This is a genomic window from Bradyrhizobium sp. HKCCYLRH3097 (genome assembly GCF_051167875.1).
Taxonomy (GTDB): domain Bacteria; phylum Pseudomonadota; class Alphaproteobacteria; order Rhizobiales; family Xanthobacteraceae; genus Bradyrhizobium.
This window is the reverse complement of record NZ_JBNPTX010000011.1, coordinates 116650-133095: the sequence shown is the minus strand read 5'-3', so window position 1 is coordinate 133095 and position 16446 is coordinate 116650. Positions and strand designations below refer to the sequence as shown.

Annotated in this window: 14 protein-coding genes; 12 read left to right on the top strand and 2 right to left on the bottom strand. The window is 67.5% G+C overall.

All coding sequences use genetic code 11. From position 1 onward, the window contains the following. Positions 1-14: 14 nt before the first annotated feature. The 4 genes from ACQR0U_RS24475 (at position 15) to ACQR0U_RS24460 (ending at position 5153) form a co-directional block, all read left to right on the top strand. A complete protein-coding gene (locus ACQR0U_RS24475) occupies positions 15-1046 on the top strand; it encodes an ABC transporter permease (protein ID WP_315718176.1) in 1032 nt (343 codons plus the stop codon). A 2-nt stretch (positions 1047-1048) separates the two neighbouring features. Continuing rightward, positions 1049-1909, top strand: a complete 861-nt coding sequence (locus ACQR0U_RS24470; RefSeq protein WP_315750319.1) for an ABC transporter permease — start codon at positions 1049-1051, stop codon at positions 1907-1909. A 46-nt stretch (positions 1910-1955) separates the two neighbouring features. Continuing rightward, positions 1956-3617, top strand: a complete 1662-nt coding sequence (locus tag ACQR0U_RS24465) for an ABC transporter ATP-binding protein (RefSeq protein ID WP_316200708.1) — start codon at positions 1956-1958, stop codon at positions 3615-3617. 120 nt (positions 3618-3737) lie between these two features. Next, on the top strand, positions 3738-5153 hold the full coding sequence (locus tag ACQR0U_RS24460; RefSeq protein WP_316192172.1) for an FAD-binding oxidoreductase: 1416 nt from the start codon (positions 3738-3740) through the stop codon (positions 5151-5153). Between the two features lie 43 nt (positions 5154-5196). Here ACQR0U_RS24460 and ACQR0U_RS24455 read toward each other — a convergent pair whose 3' ends face one another. After that, the gene (locus ACQR0U_RS24455; RefSeq protein WP_434842890.1) at positions 5197-6678 is read right to left on the bottom strand and encodes a mannitol dehydrogenase family protein; all 1482 of its coding nucleotides are present in this window, start codon (positions 6676-6678) and stop codon (positions 5197-5199) included. An 11-nt stretch (positions 6679-6689) separates the two neighbouring features. Beyond that, positions 6690-7700: a Zn-dependent oxidoreductase gene (locus ACQR0U_RS24450; RefSeq protein ID WP_434872300.1), complete on the bottom strand. Its 1011-nt coding sequence runs from the start codon at positions 7698-7700 to the stop codon at positions 6690-6692. 171 nt (positions 7701-7871) lie between these two features. Between ACQR0U_RS24450 and ACQR0U_RS24445 the strand changes: the two genes are divergently transcribed. The 8 genes from ACQR0U_RS24445 to eda all read left to right on the top strand — a co-directional run bounded on the left by ACQR0U_RS24445 (position 7872) and on the right by eda (position 16298). After that, the gene (locus ACQR0U_RS24445) at positions 7872-8888 is read left to right on the top strand and encodes a TRAP transporter substrate-binding protein (protein WP_434872299.1); all 1017 of its coding nucleotides are present in this window, start codon (positions 7872-7874) and stop codon (positions 8886-8888) included. A 72-nt stretch (positions 8889-8960) separates the two neighbouring features. Next, positions 8961-10823 (top strand): TRAP transporter large permease, encoded by a 1863-nt coding sequence (locus tag ACQR0U_RS24440; protein WP_316203221.1) that lies wholly within the window; start codon positions 8961-8963, stop codon positions 10821-10823. Positions 10824-10841: 18 nt separating this feature from the next. Further along, positions 10842-11567 carry a GntR family transcriptional regulator gene (locus tag ACQR0U_RS24435; protein WP_315827048.1) on the top strand — a complete coding sequence of 242 codons (726 nt, stop codon included), beginning with the start codon at positions 10842-10844 and terminating at the stop codon, positions 11565-11567. Between the two features lie 33 nt (positions 11568-11600). Beyond that, positions 11601-12797, top strand: coding sequence for a mannonate dehydratase (gene uxuA, locus ACQR0U_RS24430; protein WP_315827047.1), 1197 nt, complete (start codon positions 11601-11603; stop codon positions 12795-12797). An 83-nt stretch (positions 12798-12880) separates the two neighbouring features. Then, on the top strand, positions 12881-13648 hold the full coding sequence (locus ACQR0U_RS24425; protein WP_315750327.1) for a glucose 1-dehydrogenase: 768 nt from the start codon (positions 12881-12883) through the stop codon (positions 13646-13648). 33 nt (positions 13649-13681) lie between these two features. After that, positions 13682-14713, top strand: coding sequence for an L-idonate 5-dehydrogenase (locus ACQR0U_RS24420; RefSeq protein ID WP_316226324.1), 1032 nt, complete (start codon positions 13682-13684; stop codon positions 14711-14713). A 47-nt stretch (positions 14714-14760) separates the two neighbouring features. Then, complete coding sequence (locus ACQR0U_RS24415) at positions 14761-15657, top strand: sugar kinase (protein ID WP_409977992.1); 897 nt, start codon at positions 14761-14763, stop codon at positions 15655-15657. Next, on the top strand, positions 15654-16298 hold the full coding sequence (eda, locus tag ACQR0U_RS24410) for a bifunctional 4-hydroxy-2-oxoglutarate aldolase/2-dehydro-3-deoxy-phosphogluconate aldolase (protein WP_434872298.1): 645 nt from the start codon (positions 15654-15656) through the stop codon (positions 16296-16298). Before ACQR0U_RS24415 ends, eda begins: the two co-directional genes overlap by 4 nt. Positions 16299-16446 lie beyond the last annotated feature (148 nt).

Here is a 16446-nt window from a genome sequence, read left to right as displayed (position 1 = left end):
GACGGCTGATAACCATGGGCACGATCGGCGCAACCTTGGCTCGGGCGGGACGACGCTTCGTCTCGTCGCTGCCGGCGCTGTTCGGGGTCCTGGTCTTCACCTTCCTGCTGATGCGCGTGCTGCCGGGGGATCCGGCCGTGTTCTTTGCCTCCGGCCCCAATGCCGGCCAGGAGGAGATCGAGGTCATCCGCCGGCAGCTCGGGCTCGACAAGCCGCTGCCGAACCAGCTCGCGATCTATCTCTACGACGTCGGCCGCGGCAATCTCGGCCGCTCGATGATGACCGGGCAGGCGGTCGCCAAGGATCTCAAGGAGCGGCTGCCGGCCTCGCTCGAATTGACCCTGACGGCGCTGCTGATCGCGCTGGTGTCGGCGGTGCCGCTCGGCGTGCTGGCTGCGCTGCGGCCGGGCTCGCTGGTCGATCACGGCGTGCGGCTGTTCTGCTCGCTCGGCGTCTGCGTTCCGACCTTCGTCTCCGGTCTGCTGCTGATCTACGTGTTCTATTATCTGCTCGGCCTGGCGCCGGACCCCACGGGCCGCATCGATATCTTCGCCACGCTGCCGCCGTCGCGGACCGGCTTCCTGATCATCGACTTCCTGCTCGCCGGCGATGTCGAGGGCTGGTGGGCGGCGGCCCGGCAGCTGATGCTGCCGGCACTGACCATGGCGCTGTTCGTGATCGCGCCGCTGGCGCGGATCACCCGCGCCTCGATGCTGGTGTCGCTCGGCAGCGACTTCGTGCGTACGGCGCGCTCGGTCGGGCTGTCGTGGTGGCGCATCGTCGTCACCTATGCGCTGAGGAACGCGATCCTGCCGGTCATCACCATCGCCGGGATCGTGTTCTCGACCATGCTCGGCGCCAATGTGCTGGTGGAGAAGGTGTTCTCCTGGCCCGGCGTCGCCTCCTACGCGCTCGATGCGCTGCTGGTCTCCGACTACGCGCCGGTGCAGGGCTTCGTGCTGCTGATGGCGACGATCTTCGTGATCGTCAATCTGCTGGTCGATGTACTCTATGGCATCGCCGATCCCAGGGCGACGGTGGCGTGAGCATGAGCACGATCGAGGCCTCGTCGACCCTGCGCCACACTGCCTTCGTGCTGCGCGGCAATCCGGTCACCGCCGTCGCGGCTGGCGGTGCGCTGCTGCTGGCGCTGATCGCGATCTTTGCGCCGTGGCTCGCGCCCTATGATCCGGTCGTCTCCGACGTACCGCAGGCGCTGCAGCCGCCGAGCGCGGCGCACTGGTTCGGCACCGACCAGCTCGGTCGCGATGTGCTCAGCCGCCTGATCGTCGCGAGCCGGCTCGACCTCACGATCGCGGTGACGGCGGTTGCTGTGTCCTTCGCGCTCGGCTCGGTGATCGGTGCACTCTGCGGCTATGCCGGCGGCCGGCTCGACAAGGCGGTCGGCCGCTTCATCGACGTCCTGATGGCGTTCCCGCTGTTCGTGCTGGCGATGGCGATGGTCGCCGCGCTCGGCAACCGCGTCGAGAACATCGTGATCGCGACCGCGATCATCAATCTGCCGTTCTACATCCGCTTCGCCCGCGCCGAAGTGAACATCCGCCGCAATCTCGGCTGGGTCGAGGCCGCGCGGGCCTGCGGCGAGAGCCATGTCGCGGTCGTGCTGCGCTTCCTGTTGCCGAACGTGCTGCCGGCGATGGCGGTGCAGATGTCGCTCAATCTCGGCTGGGCGATCCTCAATGCCGCGGGCCTCTCCTTCATCGGCCTCGGCGTCAAGCCGCCGACGCCGGAATGGGGCATCATGGTCGCCGAGGGCGCCCGCTTCATCTCCACGGGGCGCTGGTGGCTGGTGGCGTTTCCCGGACTTGCGCTGATGAGCGCGGTGCTGTGCTTCAATCTGCTCGGCGACGGCCTGCGCGATATCCTCGATCCCCGGATGCGCACATGACGGGCGAATTGAAGATGATCAGCGTGGCGCATCCGAGGATGAGAACGTGAGCGCACCGCTGCTCGAGGTCGAGAACCTCAAGGTCTCCTTCTCCACCCGTCGTGGTATCGTCGAGGCCGTGCGCGGCGTGTCTCTGTTGCTGGCACCGGGTGAGATGCTTGGCCTCGTCGGCGAGAGCGGCTCCGGCAAGTCGGTGACCGGCTTTGCCATCACCCATCTGCTCGACAAGGCCGGCCGCATCACCGGCGGCCGGATCCGCTTCAAGGGCCAGGACATCACCCGCGCCGGCGGCGCCGATCTGCGCAGCCTGCATGGTGCTGCGATGGCGATGATCTTCCAGAACCCGCGCGCGGCCCTCAATCCTATCCGTACCGTCGGCCAGCAGATTGCGGATGCGATCCTCGCGCATAGACGGCTGTCGCGGCAGGAGGCGCAGGCCGAGGCGCTGCAACTCTTGAAGGCCGTGCAGATCCGCGATCCCGAGCGGCGCATGAGCGCCTATCCGCATGAGCTCTCCGGCGGCATGTGCCAGCGGGTGATGATCGCGATCGCGATCTCCTGCAGCCCGCAGCTGCTGATCGCGGACGAGCCGACCACCGGCCTCGACGTCACCACGCAGAAGGTGGTGATGGACCTGCTCGCTCATATCGCCGCCGACCGCGGCATGGCGACGATCCTGATCACGCATGATCTCGGGCTGGCCGCGCGCTACTGCGCGCGCGTCGTGGTGATGGAGCAGGGCAGGCTGGTCGAGGAGGCCGAGCCGCTCACGCTGTTCCATCGGCCGCAGCACCCCTACACCAAACGGCTGGTCGCGGCGTCGCCGACGGCGACCTCGCGCATTGAGGATCTGGTGCCGGACGGCGAGCGCATTCCGTTGGTCGCGGTGACGGAGCTGCCGCCTCCGCCGCACGGCACGCCGCTGCTGCTCGACGTCAGGACTGTCAGCAAGCGTTTCGACGACGGCACCGTGGGCGTCGCGGACTTCTCGATGACCATGCGCGGCGGCGAGAGCGTCGGCCTGGTCGGCGAGAGTGGTTCCGGCAAGAGCACGACGTCGCGCATGATCTGCCGGCTGATCGATGCCAGCGCCGGCGAGATCCTGTTCGACGGCCAGTCGATCGGCCAGATCCCGGCGCGCGACTTCCACCGTTCCGAGCTGCGCAAGGACATCCAGATCGTCTTCCAGGATCCGAACGACAGCCTCAATCCGCGCTACACGGCATTCGACTGCATCGCCCATCCGCTGCTGCGACTGATGAACATGCGCTCAGGCGACAGACTGCGCCGGCGGGTCGAGGAATGCGCCGAGCGTGTCGGCCTGCCGCGCGAGCTGCTGTCGCGCTTTCCGCATCAGCTCTCTGGCGGGCAGAAGGCGCGCGTCGGAATCGCCCGCGCCATCGCCTGCCGGCCGCGTCTGCTGGTGCTGGACGAGCCGACCGCGGCGCTCGACGTCTCCGTGCAGGCCGTGGTGCTGCAGCTCCTGAACAGGCTTCGGCGCGAGGATAACCTCGCCTTTCTGTTCGTCAGCCACGATCTCAATGTCGTGCGCATGATGTGCGACCGCACCATCGTGCTGCGCACAGGCCTCATCATCGAGCAGGGCGAGAGCCGGGCGCTGTTCGCCAATCCGCAGACCGACTACACGCGCGAGCTGGTCGATGCCGTTCCGCATATCGACCCGCCGATGGCGCTGGCACCGGCCTGATCCTCACCCATAACAATCGATTATGGATGGCGGACAACTTGGTATTGGGGCCGCGATCGGCGGAGCTGTTAGTTTGTGCGCATCGCCATCTCAGGTCATCAAAGGGTTGGATCGCGCGTCATGACGGTGCTGATCGAAAGGCTGCAGAGCGCCGTCGGCGCAGCGCATGTTCTCGTCGCAGCCGAAGATCAGGCGCCGTATCTGCGCGACTGGCTGGGCAAGTATCGTGGCGCTGCCATCGCCGTCGTGCGTCCTGCGTCGACGGCAGAGGTCGCCGCGGTCATGGCGGCCTGCGCCGAGGCCCGCGTCGCCGTGGTGCCGCAGGGCGGCCACACGAGCCTGTCCGGCGGCGCGACACCCGATGCGAGCGGCGGAGCGATCGTGCTGTCGCTGGCGCGGATGAACCGCGTCCGCGCGCTCGATCCCATCGGCCAGACCATGGTGGTCGATGCCGGCGTCGTGCTGGCGAAGGTGCAGGAGGCCGCCGGCGCGGCCGGCCTGCTGTTTCCACTCAGCCTCGGGTCCGAGGGGAGCTGCACCGTCGGCGGCAATCTCGCGGCCAACGCCGGCGGCGTCGCCGTGTTAAGGTATGGCGTGATGCGCGAGCTGACTCTCGGGCTCGAAGTGGTGCTGCCGGATGGCCGCATCTGGGACGGCCTGCGCGCCTTGCGCAAGGACAACACCGGCTATGCGCTGCGCGATCTCTTCATCGGCTCGGAAGGCACGATCGGCATCATCACCGGTGCCGTGCTCAAGCTGTTCCCGCAGCCGACGGCGCGCGCGACGGCGTTCGTCGCAGTCCCCGATGCGGCTGCCGCGCTGAAGCTTCTTCAGTTGTCGCGCGCTCATTGCGGCGATCGTCTCACTGCATTCGAATTCCTGACCTCGGCGACGCTCGACATGATCCTGCGCCAGATCCCGGATGCGCGGCTGCCGTTCACGGCGCTGCCCGACGCAGCGGTGCTGATCGAGCTCAGCGACATCAGCGACGAGCCTGCGCTGACGGCGCGTCTCGAAACCGCGCTGGCTCAGGCGATGGCGGAAGGACTTGCCTCCGACGCCGTCGTGGCCCAGGACGGCATCCAGGCCAAGGCGTTCTGGCGCGTACGCGAGAGCGTGTCCGAGGCGCTGGTGCGGGAAGGCAAGGCGCTGAAGCACGACGTCGCGGTGCCCGTGGCCGAGATCGCCGATTTCGTCGGTGTCATGGATGCGGCGGTCGACGCCGCGCTGCCCGGCATCCGTCCCATGGTGTTCGGCCATCTCGGCGACGGCAATCTGCACTACAATCTGATGCGGCCGCTCGACATCAGCGAGGACGAGTTTGACGGGCACGGTCCGCGGATCACTCGCCTCGTCCATGACGAGATCACCCGTCGCCGCGGCTCGATCAGCGCCGAGCATGGCATCGGCCAGCTCCGCACCGCGGAGATGCCGCTGTGCAAGCCAGCGCTCGAGCTCGAGCTGATGCGTCAGCTCAAGCGCGCGCTCGATCCGCATGGTCTGATGAACCCGGGCAAGCTGCTGCCGAATGTGTAGTCGGTGCTGACGTCGCGTTCGCCCAATCAGGACCGGTGTGACGTCAGCCTGGGTTCTGCAGGGTCTGCGCGACAGTCGCACGGGTTCCGTTCAGGAAGAGGCTGTCGAGTGCTGCCTCAACGGCGCCCGTGAAGCGAGGATCGTTCGGCAGCTCGGTGCCGAACACCGATGTGACCGACAACAATGCGGGCGCAAGCCGGCCCGCAACCGGGCCGGCGTCATCCGCCAGGGCCCGCAGTCTGGCCGCCAGCGGGTCGCGCAGCGCGATCGGCTGGCGGTGTTCGTCGGTGCCGCTGACGTAGCGCATCCACCCGGCGACGGCGAGCGCGAGGCGGGTGATCGGCTGGCCGCGGGCGAGCCGGTCGCTGATGGTGCCGAGCAGGCGCTGCGGCAGCTTCTGCGAGCCGTCCATCGCGATCTGCGCTGTCAGATGCTTCAGCGCCGGATTGCGGAAGCGTTGCAGCAGTGCGGCGCGATAGGCTGTCACGTCGAAGCCGCCGAGCGCGGGCAGAGTCGGCGTGACCTCGTCGCACATCATGTCCTCGACGAGGCCGGCGAGGTCGGGCTCGGCCATGGCCGCGGCAACCGTCTCGCAGCCCATGAGATAGCCGAGATAGGCGATGGTGGAGTGTGCGCCGTTGAGCAACCGGAGCTTCATCAGCTCGAACGGCGCGACGTCGCGGACGAACTGGGCGCCGCTGACGTCCCAGGCCGGGCGCTCGCCGCCGAAATCGTCCTCGATCACCCATTGGCTGAACGGCTCGGTCACGACAGGCCAGGCATCGTCGAGCCCGAGCGCGGCGCCGATCTCGGCGCGGTCGGCATCGGTGGTCGCCGGCACGATGCGGTCGACCATGGTCGAGGGGAAACACACCTCGTCCGCGATCCACTTGGCGAGATTGCGGTCGACCAGCTCGGCGAAGGCGATGGCGAGGCCGCGCAGGGTGTGGCCGTTGGCGGGAAGGTTGTCGCAGGCGAGCACCGTGTAGGGCGGCAGGCCCTGCTGCCGCCGCAGCCGCAGGCCGCTGACGATGAATCCGAGCGTGCTGCGAGGATGCGCGAGGTTGATGCTGTCGTGGCGGATGTCGGGATCGTCAGCGCGCAGTGCGCCGGTGGCCGGATCGTGGCTGTAGCCCTTCTCGGTCACAGTGGTGGAGATGATACGGACAGCGGGATCGGCGAGGCGCTTGAGTAGGTCAGCCGGATCATCCGGCGCGACCGCAAGCCCGGTGAGTGCGCCGATGACCTGCCGCTGCTGTCCGGCACCGTCGCTCGCCGTCACGCTGTAGAGCCCGCCTTGCGGCTGCAGCGCGTCGCGTGTGTCTGGCGAGCGCAGGGAGACGCCGAGGATGCCCCAGCGCGGATCGTCCTTGAGCAGCGCATCCGTGTAGACCGCCTGATGGCCCCGATGAAACGCGCCGAGCCCGAGATGGACGATGCCGGTCGCGACCGCCGCGCGGTCGTAATCCGGCGCGAGGACGCCGGCGGGCAGGCGGCGGAGCGTGGCGGGGCTGAGGCGGTCCATGCCGGGAGCTCTCAGAAGATCAGCTGCACTTTGCAGCATTCGGTCTGGTTGTGCTCGAACGTGTCGAACGCGGTCGCGTAGGCGTCGAGCCCGAAGCGGTGGGTGATCAGACGCTCGGGTTGCAGCGTGCCGCGCGCGAACCAGTCGACGACCTTGGCGAACTTGCCGCTGTTGAGCCTGGAAGCGTGGATCGCGAGCTCCTTGGCGGTCACCTTCTGCTGCACGATGGTCGACGGCTCGGCCGAAAAGCCGAGCAGGCCGATGCGTGCGGCAGGCGAGGCGATCTCGATGGCCTCGGCGAGAATGGCGGGATGGCAGGCGGCATCGATGATCAAGGTCGGCGTCACATCGGCCGCGGCGAGGGCCTCGGGCAGGGCGGTGCTGGCGGTGTTGATGACGCGGTCGGCGCCGTTGTACCGCGCCGCTTCGAGCCGGGCATCGATGCGATCGGTGACGATCAGCTGCTTCACGCCGTAGACGTGCTTGAGCACCTGGATCACGGTCAGTCCGATCGGGCCCGCGCCATAGACCAGCGCGACGTCAGAGGCGAACACGCGGGTGTGGTCGGTGATGTTGGCGGCGATCGAGAACGGCTCGACCAGCGGCGCCTGGTCGTCGTCGACGCTGTCCGGCAGCAGATGCGCGTTGGCCGCCGGCACGCAGGCATATTCGGAAAAGCCGCCGTCGCGGTGGACGCCGAGCACGGCGAGATGGGCGCAGACGTTGGGGCGGCCGACCGAGCAGGGATAGCATTGGCCGCAGGCCACCACGGGATCGACCACCACGCGGGCGCCGAGCCGTGCGCTGACACCGGCGCCGAGCTTGTCGATGCGGCCGAAGAATTCATGGCCGATCACGCGCGGATAGCGCGCGAACGGGTTGCTGCCGTGGAGGATGTGGATGTCGGAGCCGCAGATTCCGGCGCGCTCGACCTTGATGCGGACCTCGCCTGCCGAAGGCTCGGGAACCGGGCGCGTTTCGATCGACAGGCGGCCGGGCCGCTCCGCCACGAGGCTCTTCACGCGTTCCTCCATCCCTTCTCGCCCATTTCGACCGCGAGCTGCCGTCGTATAGCAATCCCAGTTCTTGGATACAAGTTTATGATTGAAAGCCTAGTTGGTATCCCTTATAGCCTTGGAATATAGGAATGACATACAAAGGCTCCGCAGCGGGCCGGCAGGGGAGGTTTGCCAGTGTCTTTGCCCACATCCATGTCTCGTCGCAGTTTCGTCGGCACCGCGCTCGCGGGAGTCTCGGCCTTGGCGTTCACGCCCGCCCGGGCGCAGTCGGCGAAGTATCGCCTGCGCTACGGCACGGCGTTTCCCGCCACCCATCCCGGCGTCGTCCGGATCATCGAGGCGTCGGAGGTCATCAAGAAGCAGACCAATGGTCTGGTCGACCTGCAGGTCTATCCGAACAGCCAGCTCGGCAGCGAGCCCGACATGTTCTCGCAGGTGCGCAGCGGCGCGCTCGACTTCATGTCGACGTCAGGTGTGAACCAGACGGTGGTGCCGATCGGCGGCATCAATGCGGTGGCGTTCGCGTTCGAGAGTTACGACCAGGTGTGGTCGGCGATGGACGGCGATCTCGGCAACCATGTGCGCGGCGAGTTCGCCAAGGTCGGCCTGCACGTGCTCCCGAAATGCCTCGACAATGGCTATCGCAACATCACCTCCGGCGCCAAGCCGATCGCCTCGCCCGACGATCTCAAGGGCTTCAAGATCCGCGTGCCCGGCAATCCGTTGTGGGTGACGCTGTTCAAGACGCTCGGCGCGGCGCCGACGCCGATCAATTTCGGCGAGCTCTATGCGGCCCTGCAGACCCGCATCGTCGACGGCCAGGAGAATCCGCTGGCGCTGATCCAGAGCGCCAAGCTCTACGAGGTGCAGAAGTACATCGCGCTATCAGGCCATATCTGGGACGGCCACTACATCTTCGCCAATGCAGCGCGCTGGAATGTCATGCCTGCCGACGTCCGCGACGCCATCACTGCGGCGCTGTCGGAGGCCGCCGTCAAGGAGCGCCAGGACATCCAGAGCTTCAACGAGAAGGCGCAGGCGGACATGCAGGCGGCCGGCGTGACCTTCAACAAGGTCGACACCAAGCCGTTCCGCGACGCGCTGCGCACCGCCGGCTTCTACACCGAGTGGAAGACCAAGTTCGGCGCCGAGGCGTGGGGCCTGCTGGAGAAATCGGTCGGCCAGCTCTGAGCGAGCTGCCGTTGCATCCCTGATGCATGTCCGCATGCGCGGACATCAGCAGGATCTTGCGGGGAGGGTGGAATGGCCGTTGACATGACCGCGACGACCTCGGTGCCGTCGCATGGCGCCTTTGCGCGTTTCGATCATCTGCTAGGCCGCGCCGTCGAGGCGCTGGCCGCCGCGATCGTGGTCGCCGAATTGGTCCTGCTCGGTGCGGCCACGGCCGCGCGCTACGTGTTCAATGCTCCGCTGATCTGGTCCGACGAACTCGCCACCGTGCTGTTCGTGTGGCTGGCGATGCTCGGCGCCGTCGTCGCATTGCGACGCGCCGAGCACATGCGGCTCACCGCCTTCGTCCGCAATCTGTCGCCGGCGTGGCGGGCGCGCACCGACGCGCTCGGCCTGATGCTGGTCTGCACCGTGCTGGTCGCGCTGGTGATGCCGTCCTGGCACCACCTCGAAAGCCACCTGATCAGCCAGATGCCCGTGCTCGAGATCAGCGAAGGCTATCGCGAGGCCGCGATGCTGGTCGGCGTGCTGCTGATGCTGCTCACCGCGGTCGACCGGCTGATCCAGCAGGCGAGCCTCATGCAGATCGTCGGCGCTCTGGCTCTGGTGCTCGCCGGTGCAGGGGCGCTCTATGCGGCCGCACCTGTGCTGGAGGATCTCGGCAACTACAATCTGTTGATCTTCTTCTTTGTGCTCGTCGCCAGCGCCATGGTGATCGGCACGCCGATCGCCTTCACCTTCCTGCTCGCCACCGTGGCCTATCTACATTTCAGCACCACCGTCCCGGTCCTGATCGTTCCCGGCCGGGTCAGCGAGGGCATGTCGCACATGGTGCTGCTGGCGGTGCCGATGTTCGTGCTGCTGGGTGCGCTGATCGAGATCGCCGGGCTGGCGCGGGCGATGATCCTTTTTCTCGTGTCGCTGATCGGCCACCTCCGCGGCGGCCTGCAATACGTGCTGCTCGGCGCGATGTACCTGGTCTCCGGCATCTCCGGCGCCAAGGCGGCCGACATGGCAGCGGTTGCGCCGGCGCTGTTTCCCGAGATGAAGCAGCGCGGCAGCTCGGAAGGTGACCTGGTGTCGCTGCTGTCGGCCTCGGCCGTTATGTCGGAAACGATCCCGCCCTCGATCGTGCTGATCACGGTCGGATCGGTGACGGGCGTGTCGATCGCGGCGCTGTTCACCGGCGGGCTGCTGCCGGCGGTGGTCGGCCTGATCGCACTCTCCGTCGTCGTCTTCCTGCAGACGCGCAAGGAGGACATGAGCGGCGCGCAGCGTTTCGATGCCAAGACGCGGCTGCGGCTGTTTGCGATCTCTATTCCCGGTCTCGGTCTGCCGATCGTGATCCGTTCGGCTGTGGTCGAGGGCGTCGCCACCGCGACCGAGGTCGCGGCGATCGGCGTCATCTACACCGTGCTGGTCGGCATCTTCGTCTATCGCCAGTTCGACTGGAAGCGGGTGTATCCCATCCTGGTCGATACGGCGTCGCTGTCCGGCGCGATCCTGCTGGTGGTGGGGGCTGCGACCGGCATGGCCTGGGCGCTGACCCAGTCCGGCTTCTCGCAGCAGCTCGTGGACCTCATGGTGGCTGTGCCTGGCGGCCGCTGGGGCTTCCTGCTGATTTCGGCGCTCGCCTTCGTCGTGCTCGGCAGCGTGCTCGAGGGCGTGCCGGCGGTGGTGCTGTTCGGGCCGCTGCTGTTCCCGATCGCGCGCATGATGGGCGTGCACGAGGTGCACTACGCCATCATCGCGGTGTTCGCGATGGGTCTCGGCCTGTTCACGCCGCCTTTCGGCGTCGGCTTCTATCTCGCTTGCGCCATCGGCCGCGCCCCGCCGGACGAGGTCATCCGCCACGTCTGGCCGCATCTCGCCGCACTCGTCGTTGCGCTGCTCTTGATCGTGTTCCTGCCATGGATCTCGATCGGCTTCCTGTGAATCGGGTAGACTGCCGTCATGGATGACGATCTGACACCGCTGACACGACTGGACGGCAAGGCCGGCCGGCGGCTCGCCGACCAGGTCTACGAGCGGCTGCTCGAGGACATCGTCTCCGGCGCGCTGCCGCCGGGCACGCCGATGGCCGAACTCGATCTGTGCGAGCGGCTCGGCGTCAGCCGCACGCCGGTGCGCGAGGCGCTGATCAAGCTCGCCGATGTAGACCTCGTGCGCATCTATCCGCAAAGCGGCAGCGTGGTGGCGCCGGTGTCGCGCGAGGCGTTCGGCGAGGCGCAGTTCATCCGCGAGCATCTCGAATGTGCGCTGGTTGCCGAGGCCGTCCGCTACATCGATGCGACGGCGCTGCGCGAGCTGACCGAGCTGATCGACAAGCAGAAGGCGGCGGCGACGCCGGCGGAGTTCTACGTCCATGACGAGGCGTTCCATCAGACGATTGCCCGCACCAGCCGGCATCCCCATGTCTGGCAGGTGATCCGTCAGACCAAGATCCATTTCGACCGCGTCCGCCATCTGACCTTGATCGAGGATGCCGGCCATATTCCGCTCCTGATCGCGCAGCATCAGGAGATCCTGGACGGGCTGGCCGCCTGCAACGAGGCCCAGGCGGTCGCGGCGATGCGCCGGCATCTGCGCGAGGTGTTTCGCCGCGCTGACGGCATTTTTGCCCGGCAGGAGGAGACGTCGCAGGCCGAACCGCGCACGCGGGCACGGCGGCGGCGCTGATCGCGCGCTTGATTCATTCTGGAAGGTGACGACATGGAACAGACGTGGCGCTGGTTCGGACCCGATGATCCCATCACCTTGCCGCAGGTTCGCCAGACCGGCGCGACCGGCATCGTGACGGCGCTGCATCACATTCCCTACGGCGTGGTGTGGAGCACCGATGAGATCATCAGGCGCATCGGCTTGATCGAAGGCGATTCATCGCTGCGGCTGCGCTGGAGCGTGGTCGAGAGCCTGCCGGTCTCCGAGGCCATCAAGCTGGGCGAGGGCGATCTGACGTCCTTGTTCGACAACTACCGCCAGTCGCTGCGCAACCTCGCCGCCTGCGGCGTCACCACCGTCTGCTACAATTTCATGGCGGTGCTGGACTGGACCCGCACCGAGCTCGCCTTCCGCCTGCCGGGCGGCGCCACCGCGCTCCGCTTCGACATGGACCGCCTGGCGGCGTTCGACTGCTACATCCTGCAGCGGCCCGGCGCCGAGGCGGAGTTCTCCTCCGACGTGCTCGACCGCGCCAAGGCGTGGGTGGCGCAGGCCTCCGAAGCCGACAAGGACCGGCTGCTCGCGACCATCATGGCCGGGTTGCCCGGCGCCTATGACCGCTATGACGTGCCCGGGCTGCGCCGTATGCTGGAGAAATATCGCGGCGTCGGCCACGCCGAGCTGCGCGCCAACTACGCGCGCTTCCTGCGCGAGGTGGTGCCGACGGCGGAGGAGTGCGGTGTCAGCCTGTGCGTCCATCCCGACGATCCGCCGCGCGACCTGTTCGGCCTGCCGCGCGTGGTGTCGTCAGCCGAGGATCTGCAGTTCATCGTCGAGGCCGTCCCGTCGAAGGCCAATGGCATCACGTTCTGCACCGGCGCGCTCGGCGCCGGCGGCCACAACAACGTGCCGCGGCTTGCCGAGCGGTTCGCCCCGCACATCCGCTTCGTCCATCTGCGCAACGTCACCAAGATGCTCGACGGCTCGTTCATGGAGGCCGAGCATCTGCGCGGCGATGTCGACATGGTTGCGATCGTGACGACGCTGCTCAAGGAGCAGGCGCGCCGCAAGGCCGAGGGCGATCCGGACTGGCGGATCCCATTCCGCCCCGATCACGGTCATGAGCTGGTCGACGACATCGGCCGCGGCACGCATCCCGGCTATCCGCTGGTCGGCCGGCTCAAGGGCCTCGCCGAGATCCGCGGGGTGATGACCGCCGTCGCGGCCATTAACCGTCTGCCGGTTTGATCGGCAGGGCCGGATAACGCGCTTGTCAGCGCGCTGTCCGTCAACGAGGATGCCAGCCGGAACGTCGTCCACGAGTTGAACAGATGTCGACCTCGCTCTTCGATCTCTCCGGCAAGACCGCGCTGGTGACCGGCTCCTCCCGCGGCCTCGGCCGCGCTATTGCCGAAGGCTTTGCCAAGGCCGGGGCGCGGCTGGTCATCAACGGCACCGACCCGGCGCGCACGCTGGCGGCGGCGGAAGAATTCCGCGCCGCGGGCCATCAGGCCGAGGCCTGCCCGTTCGACGTGACCGATGAGCAGGCCGTGGTCAGCGCCTTCGCGCGTTTCGATGACCAGGGGATCGCGATCGACATCCTCGTCAACAATGCCGGCATCCAGCACCGCAAGCCGCTGGTCGAGTTCACCACCGACGAGTGGCGCCGCGTCATCGAGACCAACCTCACCAGCGCGTTCGTGATCGGGCGCGAGGCCGCCAAGCGGATGATTCCGCGCAACAGCGGCAAGATCATCAACATCGGCTCGCTCGGCAGCGAGCTGGCAAGGCCGACGATCGGGCCCTACACCACGGCCAAGGGCGGCATCCGCAACCTGACCCGCGCGATGGCCGTCGAATGGGCCGCGCACGGCATCCAGGCCAATGCGATCGGTCCCGGCTACATGCTGACCGACATGAACCAGGCGCTGATGAGCAACCCCGACTTCAACAACTGGCTGATGTCGCGTGTCCCGGCGAAGCGCTGGGGTCGTCCCGACGAACTGGTCGGCACCGCGATCTTCCTGGCCTCCGACGCGTCGACCTATGTCAACGGCCAGACCATCTATGTCGATGGCGGCATGCTGGCGGCGATGTAGGATCGCGGAAGACACGAGACAGGGAGGCCGGCCATGCGTGCGGTCGTCATTCACGCGCCGAAAGATCTGCGCATCGACAGCTTTCCCGATCCGGCGCCGGGACCCGGCGAGGTCCGGGTCAAGATCGAGGCCGGCGGCATCTGCGGCTCGGATCTGCATTACTACCATCACGGCGGCTTCGGCACGGTCCGCATCAAGCAGCCGATGGCGCTGGGTCATGAGATCGCAGGCCACGTCGCCGCGGTCGGTGCCGGCGTGACCGGCCTCGCCGAGGGCACGCGCGTCGCCGTCAATCCGAGCCTGCCGTGCGGCAAATGCGCCTATTGCCGCGAGGGGCGGCGCAACCAGTGCCTGGACATGCGCTTCATGGGCAGCGCGATGCGCGATCCCCACGTGCAGGGCGGCTTCCGCGAGTTCGTCACCGTGGATGCCTCACAGGCGGTGCCGATCGCGCCGTCGTTGTCGCTGGGAGAGGCCGCGATGGCCGAGCCGCTGTCGGTCTGCCTGCATGCCGCGCACCAGGCCGGTTCGCTGCTCGGCAAGCGCGTGCTGGTGACCGGCTGCGGCCCGATCGGAGCGCTGTCGATCCTGGTCGCGCGTTACGGCGGCGCAGCCGAGATCGTGGCGACCGACGTCGCCGACGCGCCGCTTGCGATGGCGCGCACGCTCGGCGCCAGCCATGCGTTCAATGTCGGGGCGGAGCCGTCGGCGCTCGATCCGTGGCGGAGCGGGAAGGGCACGTTCGACGTGTTGTTCGAGGCCTCCGGCAACCAGGCCGCCCTGCGGGCGGCGCTCGACGTCATGAGGCCCGGCGGCGTCATCGTCCAGCTTGGGCTCGGCGGCGAGATGACCTTGCCGGTCAACACGCTGGTCACGAAGGAGCTGCAATTGCGCGGCACGTTCCGGTTCGACCGCGAATTCGAGCTGGCGCTGCGGCTGATGGGCGAGGGGCTGCTGGACGTCAAGCCGCTGATCTCGGCTGCGCTGCCATTCGAGCAGGCGGTCGCCGCCTTCGAGCTCGCCAGCGATCGAAGCCGGTCGATGAAGGTTCATTTGACGTTTTGATGGATGGATTGACGCCGATGAAAGTCGCCTGCATCGGAGAGTGCATGGTGGAGTTTGCGCAGGAGGACGGCTCGCTGTTCCGGCGCGGCTTCGGCGGCGACACGCTCAACACGGCGCTCTATCTGGCCCGGCTCGGCGTGCCCACCTCCTACGTCACGGCGCTCGGCGATGATCCCTTGAGCGCTATGATGCTGGCGGCCTGGCAGGCCGAGGGCATCGACACCTCGGAGGTGCTGCAGGTCGAGGGCCGCGTGCCCGGCCTGTACATGATCGAGCGCGATGCCCGGGGCGAGCGCAGCTTCCTCTATTGGCGCGACCGCGCGCCGGCGCGCGAGCTGTTCGATCGCGCCGACCGCGACATGCTCGACAGGCTCTCCCGCTTCGACTGGATCTATCTCTCCGGCATCAGCCTCTCGCTCTATGGCGAGACCGGCAAGGCCAAGCTGCGTGAGCTCTTGACGGTGGCGCGCAAGCGCGGCGCGCGTGTGGTCTTCGACGGCAACTACCGGCCGCGCGGCTGGGCCAGCCGCGAGGTGGCGCAGCGCGCGTTCCGCGCGATCCTGCCGCTGGTCGACGTTGCGCTGCCGACGCTCGAGGATGAGCAGATGCTGTTCGGCGATGCCGACGCCTCCGTCAGCCTGCGCCGCTTCAAGGAAGCCGGGGTCGGCGAGGTCGTCGTCAAGCGCGGCGCACGCGGCTGCCTGATCCATGCCGATGGTGTGCTGGTCGACATCGCGCCGCCTGCGGTGCTCAAGCCGATCGACACCACGGCGGCCGGCGATTCCTTCAATGCGGGTTATCTCGCCGCGCGCATCAAGGGCGCGCCGCCCCGCAAGGCGGCGTTGGCCGGCCACCGGCTTGCCGGCGCCGTGATCATGGCGCCGGGAGCCGTGATCCCGGCCACCGCGATGCCGCGGGACATTCTGACGATGAGCGAGGCATGATCAACAATTTGGACAAGCGCACGAAGCTCGATGCGGTGTTCGCTCTGGCGCCGGTGATTCCGGTGATCACGATCGAGGACGCCGCGCATGCCGTGCCGCTTGCGCGCGCGCTCGTTAGCGGCGGTCTCCGCGTCATCGAGATCACCTTGCGGACGCAGGCGGGGCTCGATGCCGCACGCGCGATCATCGATGAGGTGCCGGACGCCGTTGTCGGCATCGGCACGGTGCTGACGCCGGCGGACTACGAGCGCGCCGTCGGGCTCGGTGCAGCCTTCGCGATCAGCCCGGGCCTGTCGATCGGCCTGCTCGATGCCGCGAATGCGGGCGAAATGCCGTTCGCGCCGGGCATTCAGACCGCCTCTGATCTCATCGCCTGCGTGACGCGCGGCTATGAGCTGGTGAAGTTCTTTCCTGCGGTGCCGGCCGGTGGGCTCGCCGCGCTGGATGCGCTGGCCGGGCCGTTCCCCAACGTACGGTTCTGCCCGACGGGCGGCATCAATGCCGGCAACGCTGCGCAATGGCTGGCGCATAAGAAGGTCGTTGCGATCGGCGGCTCCTGGGTCGCCCCCGCGGCCGACATCAAGGCCGGTGCCTGGGCTGCGATCGAGCAGCGCGCCCGCGAGGCGACGAAGCTGCGCTGATCTGGCCTGTCCACAACTTAAAATTTTGTTTGTGTCCGACGTTCATCTTCGGCAGCGTAGGCCTCCGTCGGCGCTTGTCATTCTCAAAAAGTATTACAGTCAAATAATATGACTAGTCATCCCAAGTGTTCCGTGGAATAACGGACGT

Coding starts and splice junctions, on each gene's coding strand:
- ACQR0U_RS24440 (WP_316203221.1), top strand. CDS start 8,961: ATGGCCGTTGACATGACCGCGACGACCTCGGTGCCGTCGCATGGCGCC.
- ACQR0U_RS24425 (WP_315750327.1), top strand. CDS start 12,881: ATGTCGACCTCGCTCTTCGATCTCTCCGGCAAGACCGCGCTGGTGACC.
- ACQR0U_RS24470 (WP_315750319.1), top strand. CDS start 1,049: ATGAGCACGATCGAGGCCTCGTCGACCCTGCGCCACACTGCCTTCGTG.
- ACQR0U_RS24455 (WP_434842890.1), bottom strand. CDS start 6,678: ATGGACCGCCTCAGCCCCGCCACGCTCCGCCGCCTGCCCGCCGGCGTC.
- ACQR0U_RS24475 (WP_315718176.1), top strand. CDS start 15: ATGGGCACGATCGGCGCAACCTTGGCTCGGGCGGGACGACGCTTCGTC.
- uxuA (WP_315827047.1), top strand. CDS start 11,601: ATGGAACAGACGTGGCGCTGGTTCGGACCCGATGATCCCATCACCTTG.
- ACQR0U_RS24420 (WP_316226324.1), top strand. CDS start 13,682: ATGCGTGCGGTCGTCATTCACGCGCCGAAAGATCTGCGCATCGACAGC.
- ACQR0U_RS24435 (WP_315827048.1), top strand. CDS start 10,842: ATGGATGACGATCTGACACCGCTGACACGACTGGACGGCAAGGCCGGC.
- eda (WP_434872298.1), top strand. CDS start 15,654: ATGATCAACAATTTGGACAAGCGCACGAAGCTCGATGCGGTGTTCGCT.
- ACQR0U_RS24460 (WP_316192172.1), top strand. CDS start 3,738: ATGACGGTGCTGATCGAAAGGCTGCAGAGCGCCGTCGGCGCAGCGCAT.